This window comes from Saccharopolyspora sp. NPDC003752 (genome assembly GCF_053605825.1).
Window position 1 is genome coordinate 1 of sequence record NZ_JBSGJZ010000082.1, and the last position, 7,125, is coordinate 7,125.

Consider the following 7,125-nt stretch of genomic DNA (forward strand, 5'->3'; position numbering starts at 1 on the left):
CTCCGCCGGGGTGGCCGCGGCCCCCCCGGCCCCCCCCCCCCAGACCGGGGGGGCGGGGGGGGGGGCCGGCCGCGCCCCCCCCCCCCCCCCGCCGCCCTTCCCGCGCGAGGTGACCGGTCACTTGCTGCGCAGCCGGATGCGGTCGAAGACCGCCGGGTCGAGCGTTCCGGCGCGGTCCACGGCCCGGGACTGGACCATGAACCACGGCTGGGCACTCTCCCGCGCCGCGCGCACCGGCACGAAACCCTGGTCCACCAGCGAAATCGCGTAGTCGACCGACACCTCGCAGAGGTCGTTGAGCGCGGCCGTGCCGTGCCACGGCATCACCCCGGCGCCGCCGAGCGGGACGAACCGCAGCCGGCCCGCCGCCGGGCGGATGGACAGGCTCATCCGCACGCAGCCCTCCCGCCACAGCACCGAGTAGCCGAGTTCCTCGTCGACGTGCTTGTTCGCCAGGTAGGTGATCGTTTCCCGCCACGCCGTCGCCAGCAGGTCGCCGCGCGCCCGGCGGACCTCGGCCGGCACCGCCGGATCGGTCAGGTCGAAGGGATTCGCGTAGATCCGCTGCGACCACGCGAACGGATCGCCGCCGGGGCAGGGGACGTCGACGGCCTGCAGCACGGAGCGGAACAGCTCGGCGAACCGCGGCCGCCCGGGCCCGGCCGGATCCCGGGCGTCGGCTTCCCCCAGCGCCGCCCGCGGATCGCGGCGGACGTCCAGCCCGGCGAATGCCGTGGCGTACCGGTCGCGGTGCTTCGCCAGCAGCTCCGGCCGCTGCGTGCGGTCGCCGCACCGCGGATGCGCGTCGGCGGCGTCGTCGAAGTCCTCGACCGCCACCACGTCCCGCAGTCCCGCGCTTTCCACCTGCGCGACCAGCTCCCGGTGGTAGCCCGCGTAGCGGTCCGGCTCCCGGAACCTGAAGTGGCTGGCATCGGTGAGCGCCCGCACCGCGATGCCCGGCGGGTGGATCTGCCGGACGGCCTCGTCGAGCTGCCGCAACCGGATCAGCATGGCCAGCTCGGCGAGGTCGGGCAACCCGCCGAGCGCCTTCAGCCGGGAGCCGTCCTGCTTCAGCGACGGCCCCACCACGACGAACGGGATGCGCTCACCGGCCTCGATCGAGGCGAGCACGTCCCGTTCGGCCGCCTCGGGCGGATACGCCGTCCTGGACGCGCCGAACGGCTTCGCCGTCAAGACCCGCCACACCGCGCGGCAGATCGCCGCCGGATCGGCGCGGGCACCGACCTCGCGGCCGAGCCGCCGCCCGTCGGCCACCGCGGTCGCGACCAGCGACTCGACGATCCGCGACTGCTCCTCCGCGGTCAGTTCCACGCCGTGCGACCAGATCGTGGGGCGGGTGCTGAGGTCCCCGATCCGCAGCCTGCTCAGCGACGTCACGTGCGACAGCTGCGGCGCGTCGGCCGAGTGCCCGCGCCCCAGCGGAACCGGCTGCGGCAGCGACTCGAACGTCCGTATCCCGCAGCGGACTTGGTCTCCACCGTCCACAGTGAACCCGGGTGGACGTGCGGCCACCACCGAGGCGGTGGGGAACGCCGCCCGCAGCGCTTCGCGATTGCCGGCCGAGTCGTCGAAGGCGGCGACGAGCTCGTGCTCCGGCATGTCGAGCAGCGCCGCGACCTTCTGCCCCGCGACCGGCCCGTCATCGGTGGTGCGCAGGTCGAGGTGGCCGAGTCCGTGGCGGCTCAGGACCTCTTCGGTGGCGGCCCTCATCCGGTGGCGGCGACCGGTCAACCAGACGACCCGGGCACCGGCCTGTTCCAGGTCCCGGACGAATTCCACCAGGCCCGGCGCCGGTTCGTCGGTCAGCAGGGCTTCCCGGTGCCACGCGACATTCTGGCGGTACTCGGCGTACAACGCGTCCCAGTCGAGTTCGGGATACCGCGCCGGCAGCCCGTTCGCCGCCAGGAACGGGCGCCAGCCCGGCCGGTACAGCCCGGGCAGCACGTCGAGCCGCGCCGGGGCGGCGAACTCGGCGATGCCGTGCGCTTCGCCCAACCGGCGCAGCGCCTCGCCGACCCGGTGCTTCGGGTGCAAGGCGCAGAAGTCGAGGTCCACGGCGACCAGCGGGCGCGGCAGGCCCGGCTCGTTCCGGCACCGCGCGCTGCGCGCCCGGACCAGCCGGACGACCCGGCTGAGGATCTCGTGCTGCTCCGCCGCGACGACGTGCACGAAGCGCAGCCACGGGTGGTCACCGGCGAACGCGGCCGCGGTCGACTCGGCCAAGTGGCGCAGTTCCTGCGCGATGACGCGGTCGAAGGCGGCCCGGACCTGGTCCTGCTCGTCGCCGCTGATGAGCACGCACGCGGCCGCCAGCTCGTCCAACTTCTCGTCCAGCGCGGCGACGACGCCCGGCACCCCGGACCGCGCGCGGCGGATCCCGCCGAGCACGATGCGCCCGGTGGCCGTCGCCGCCGAGTCCAGCTCGACGCCGAGCTCGCCGGCCGGCAGGAAACCCCGCGCCAGCAGCCCGCGGAACGTGATCAGCAGCGGCCGGACCACGAACTCGGCGAGGTGCTCCGGCGCCGTCCAGCCCGGTGGCCGGCCGGCCACGATCCGCTTCAACCACAGCACATCGCCGGGGAACTCCCAGCGCGCCAACTCACCCAGGGGGATCGCGTTCCGCGCCGCGGACAGCTCTCCCACCGCCCGGTGCTCGCCGGTCCCGGCCGCCGCCACGCAGTAGAGCCGCAGCAGCGGATCCTCGTCCAGCAATTCCCCCAGCCGCTCCGACCGGACATCCGGACCGCACAAAACCATCTCCAATCCAACAATTCCGGAAAAAACGCACGCACCACGAAGTCCCGCTCGCGTGCGCGAGCGGGCAGTGCAAAAATCAGCGATCACTCCCGAGCGAATTCGCCCGCGCTCGGGCAAGAAACACCGGCACCGCGGGCACTACCGGCTCGCGATGCCGGAAAAAGCGACTACTACCAGGGAAAACGTCGAATTCGCCCCGACCGAACCGGACCGCGCCGATCGTCGAAGCCCCAGTTCAACCGGCGCGTCGGCGCGCAGACACCCGACGGGACCACCGATGACGCGCCCGTCGCCGAGTGGTCATTCACCATCGGCGAGCTGCACGAGCGGGACGCAGCAGTCGCCTTCCAGCCGCTGCACCGCGATCCGGCCGCAGCGCTCCAGCTCCTGTCGGGTGATCCAGCCCGCGGCGTAATGGCGGTAGGCCTGGGCCAACAGGACGAGCTCCGCGAGGTGATCGGCGTGCCGGCGTCGGAGGTCTTCGGGCAACCGGGGCAGCGAACCGGCCTGGCTGTCCACCACATCGTCGAGCACCTGCGCAGCGCACAACGCGTGCGCACGGCGCCAACGCGGCATCCGCGGCAAGAACTTCGCGATCCTCATCGACAGCCCGTCCCGTAGCAACGCACCGATGGAGCAGTTCGCCCGTATGGTTTACCCCTTCCACCGAACGCTCGTCAGCAGAAATTGCCCAACGAACGCGGCGATCGACCCAACATCGCCCGTTCGGCCTAGCAAACGACCGGATCAGCTGTACGGCACCCATTGCGTGAAGAGATCTCCGTCCCTGATCGTGCGCAACCGCTGGTGCAGTTGCTCGCGAACCCCGGGATTGCTGCGCAGGATCGGGAGCACCCCGGTGGTGATCTTCAGCTCGCGCAGTTCGCGCAGCACGGGAAAGCCTTCCCAGCGCGTGATGTCGAATCCGTAGGCCCTGGCCAGGTCCTCGTGCCAGCCCGGCGGGTGCCCCATCCGCAGGCGCCCCACCGCGATCGGCGTCAGATCCCACTCCGGCGGGCCCATGCACAGCGAATCCAGGTCGCACAGCAGCGGCCCGTCCGCGCCGCCGATCACGTTGCCGAGGTGCGCGTCCGCGTGGATGACGCTGCGCGCCAGCGGGAACCGCAGCTCCGCCAGGCGCTCTTCCAACACGTCGCAGCGCTGCGCGAGGAACCGGTGATCGGCCGGATCGATGTCCACCGCGTCGGTCAGCCGGCGCCGGATGTCGGCCATCGGCTGCCAGTCCAGGAACGTCGGGGACGGCGGTTTCGAGTGCATCTGGCGCAACAGCTCGCCGAGGTCGGCGCCGCCGGGCATCGGCCCGGTCTCGGGCACGTACTCCCAGAATGTCGCCAGGTGTTCGCCCACCTGGACCGGCTGCTCAAGACCCGGCAGCAGGCGCACGGCGGGAACCCCGTGCGAGGCCAGCCAGCGCGCGGCTTCCACGGCGTTGAAAGCTCGATAGGTGAACGACGGGGAAAGCACGACGCGGACGACCACGCGGTGGTCCCGAAGCAGGAAAACCCCGTTGTTGACGATTCGGAGCAATCGCGCGGCGGTCGGGTCGAGGCCGACGGCGGCGCAGATCTCGGTCAGTGCCAGCTCCAGCTCCGGCGGGATGCACCGACCCTGTTCCAGTGGTTGTGTCTTCATGCTCATCGTTTCGGACCGACGGCACCGCTGCCCCGGCGCGCCGAGCTCACACCCGGCGGAACCGCCGGACGGCCTCGAACAGGTCGCGGACGTCGGAATTCATCCGGTGCTTGCTCGCTTCGAGCTCCAGCGGCTTGAGCCGGTCGGCGACGCGCTGGGACTTGACCCGCTCGCCGTGCTCCAGCGCCCGCCGCCCGACCTTGACGCCCTCCTGCAGGTCGCCGGCCCGGATGTGGTTGGTGGCCTGCAGGCTCAGGCCGAAGACGTGGGTGCGCGCCATGTCCGCGCCGTAGGCCTCGTTGCACTTGATGGTCTCGGCGACGGCGATCGACGCGTGCTTCTTGGGGTCGAACACCGACAGCGCGTCGTGCGCGGAGCCGATCATGCCGTGCAGGTCGTTCTCGGTGAAGAAGCGCACCCAGTCGGGCGCCTCGTCGGCGCGGGCGCGGGCGAACTCGTCCTTGGTGCGGCCGACCATCTTCTGCACCTGGTCCGGCTTGTTCAGCATGCCGTAGGCCCAGGCCTCGTTGGCGCACAGCACGGCCACGGTCAGCGCGGAACCGGAGTCCTGCGCGGCGATCTGGCCCAGCTGGAACAGCTTCAGCGCCTCGTTGGGCTCCTCGTAGTGCAGGTAGACGCGGCCCATCCGGTACAGCACGCTGGCCACCAGGCCGTCGTCCTCGGCCTGCTTCGCGAACTCCAGCGCCTTGCCGAAGTGACCGCGGGCGGGATCGAGCAGGCCCACGTCGAACGAGGTCCAGCCGGCCAGGCTGTGCATGTCCGCCAGCGCCACGAAGAGCTGCTTGCGCACGGGTTCGGCCGCACTGGACTCGAGCAGCTGCTGCGCCCAGGACAGCTGGGCCACCACGGCGTCCCGGCAGGTTCCGCCGCCGTAGCGGTAGTCGAGGTCGCGCAAGGCCTTGGTGGCGGCGTGGATCTGCTGCACGTCGGTCATGCCGATCCGGGTCGGCGCCGGGGTCTGGGCGTTGGCCGGCAACCAGGAACTGGTTTCGGTGCCGAAGACCGCGGCGCCCATCGTCACCGCCGCGGCGTGGGACAGGAACTTCCTGCGCTTCACCGACTCGTCCTCCTCAGCGTCGGGGGCGTTGGTCGCCTTCGCGACCCGCATCGCGGTCGCCCCGTCGTACGCGAGGCCCATGTAGCCCCGCGGGATACCCAGCCCGTCGGCGATCCGGGCGAGCACGTCATAAGCCATGACCTGCCGCCCCTTGAGGATCTCGGACACCTCGGATTGCGACTGCCCCGTCGAGGCTGCAATCTGTCGCTGCGAAACGCCGTGCCGGCGAAGCTGCCGGTAGATCTCACTGACGTCCCGCCGGGCCAGTGCATCCCGCATTTCCCGCTCGTTCCAAACGTCGGGTGTAACGGGAGAGCCGCCAGAACCGATGATGTTCATTTAGACCCCCTGACGCTCTGCTCGGGCGTTGGTCGCAGAGTAAGGGCACTGCTGCATCCCGGTGAAGCGCGTATCGGTAGAGGTGATCGGCAGCGGTGAAGTCCACCGACCGCTCGTCGTTGCCGTTGGCCCGGTTATCGCCTGCGCCCTAGGCGCGACGCCCCGGTCCGTTCCAATCTAGTCACCACAGGCAACCGAGCACGAACGGGAACGGTGACGCGAGATGCGGGAAGCACAGGGCGGGAACGGCCGGTCGGCCGGCTTCCCCTCGGCCCCCGCGGAAAGCCGCCGGTGGTGGCGAGTGGACTGCCGAGACGTGGCGAACTCGCACCGCTTCCTGGACGTGCTGGTCAACCGGGACAGGGTGGTGCTCGTCGGACCGCCCGGCCACTCCGCGACGCTGTCGGCCATCGGCCTCGGCCAGTTGTCGGTCGCGTTGCGGGATGCCGCTGTGCAGGCGAGAAAGTGACGGTGACGTTTCGGTGGATGAGATCCTGGGGCAGGTGCTGCGAAGCGCGGTGCGAGAGCGGCTCGACGTGTTGACCGAGCTCGCGAACCGCGCGGACGCCCCTTCCTTGCTCTCCGTTGCGCGTTCCGAACTCCCCCGGCTCACGGAGGGGTGGCGAACGCTGCTCACCGCGCACGACGCCGACGAAAAGGGCAACTGCCCGGAGTGCTCCAGCCGCTGGCGCCCGCAGAAAGCACCGTGCTCGGTGTGGCGCACGGCTTACGAGCACCTGGTGGCAGGTGCCCTGGCACCCCGTCCCGCACGGCACCAGCGCCCGGCGCACGCTTTGCGCCCGGCCGCGCCGGTGCCGTAAGCAGGCGGACTCGGCCCCGGACAGCATCACCTCCTCCCCGACCCGGGTAGCCGAGAAACCGCCAGGCGGCGGTCGATGAGCGGATGGTCGTGTTTCCCCGACCTCGACCACTCGATCATCGGCCGCCGCCGCGAAAACTCCACATTGGACCGGCTGGCACGCCAGCGCGGTCACCCAGATTTCCGCGGGCCGGTGCTGACGCACTCCCCTCCCCCCGACCGGTGCCGGTCCGCGGAACTCCAACCACTCCGGTCACGCCGTTTCCCCGGACGGCCCCGGAGTCTGGAAAGGCCCTGGAGCTCGATTCCCCGACCGAGCCCAGGGCCTTTCCATGTCCGCACGACCGACCCGTGGGCCCAAGTTTAGGGGAAGGGGACCCAAAAAGGGCACCGGGGGATCAGAGGGCGGCGGGAGATACGGAGAGAGGGCGGGAGGGGAAAAAAGGTGGAGAGGGTG

The 7,125-nt window shown here is 71.1% G+C and carries 6 protein-coding genes; 2 read left to right on the forward strand and 4 right to left on the reverse strand.

Annotated elements, in window-relative coordinates:
* Positions 1–117: 117 nt before the first annotated feature.
* The 4 genes from ACWEV3_RS43240 to ACWEV3_RS43255 all read right to left on the reverse strand — a co-directional run bounded on the left by ACWEV3_RS43240 (position 118) and on the right by ACWEV3_RS43255 (position 5,848).
* Positions 118–2,778, reverse strand: coding sequence for a hypothetical protein (locus ACWEV3_RS43240; protein WP_452619480.1), 2,661 nt, complete (start codon positions 2,776–2,778; stop codon positions 118–120).
* 300 nt (positions 2,779–3,078) lie between these two features.
* Positions 3,079–3,381 (reverse strand): hypothetical protein, encoded by a 303-nt coding sequence (locus ACWEV3_RS43245; RefSeq protein ID WP_452619481.1) that lies wholly within the window; start codon positions 3,379–3,381, stop codon positions 3,079–3,081.
* A gap of 144 nt (positions 3,382–3,525) precedes the next feature.
* A complete protein-coding gene (locus tag ACWEV3_RS43250) occupies positions 3,526–4,431 on the reverse strand; it encodes a phosphotransferase enzyme family protein (RefSeq protein ID WP_452619482.1) in 906 nt (301 codons plus the stop codon).
* A gap of 46 nt (positions 4,432–4,477) precedes the next feature.
* Complete coding sequence (locus ACWEV3_RS43255) at positions 4,478–5,848, reverse strand: helix-turn-helix domain-containing protein (RefSeq protein WP_132479391.1); 1,371 nt, start codon at positions 5,846–5,848, stop codon at positions 4,478–4,480.
* 223 nt (positions 5,849–6,071) lie between these two features.
* Between ACWEV3_RS43255 and ACWEV3_RS43260 the strand changes: the two genes are divergently transcribed.
* Together ACWEV3_RS43260 and ACWEV3_RS43265 are read left to right on the forward strand one after the other, a co-directional pair.
* Positions 6,072–6,317, forward strand: coding sequence for a hypothetical protein (locus tag ACWEV3_RS43260; RefSeq protein WP_452619483.1), 246 nt, complete (start codon positions 6,072–6,074; stop codon positions 6,315–6,317).
* A 13-nt stretch (positions 6,318–6,330) separates the two neighbouring features.
* Positions 6,331–6,669 (forward strand): hypothetical protein, encoded by a 339-nt coding sequence (locus ACWEV3_RS43265; protein ID WP_093260776.1) that lies wholly within the window; start codon positions 6,331–6,333, stop codon positions 6,667–6,669.
* The last annotated feature ends 456 nt before the right edge of the window (positions 6,670–7,125 follow it).

What these genes read in the sequence shown, in the direction of transcription:
- ACWEV3_RS43240 (WP_452619480.1), bottom strand. Translation starts at nt 2,778, where the DNA reads ATGGTTTTGTGCGGTCCGGATGTCCGGTCGGAGCGGCTGGGGGAATTG.
- ACWEV3_RS43245 (WP_452619481.1), bottom strand. Translation starts at nt 3,381, where the DNA reads ATGAGGATCGCGAAGTTCTTGCCGCGGATGCCGCGTTGGCGCCGTGCG.
- ACWEV3_RS43250 (WP_452619482.1), bottom strand. Translation starts at nt 4,431, where the DNA reads ATGAAGACACAACCACTGGAACAGGGTCGGTGCATCCCGCCGGAGCTG.
- ACWEV3_RS43255 (WP_132479391.1), bottom strand. Translation starts at nt 5,848, where the DNA reads ATGAACATCATCGGTTCTGGCGGCTCTCCCGTTACACCCGACGTTTGG.
- ACWEV3_RS43260 (WP_452619483.1), top strand. Translation starts at nt 6,072, where the DNA reads ATGCGGGAAGCACAGGGCGGGAACGGCCGGTCGGCCGGCTTCCCCTCG.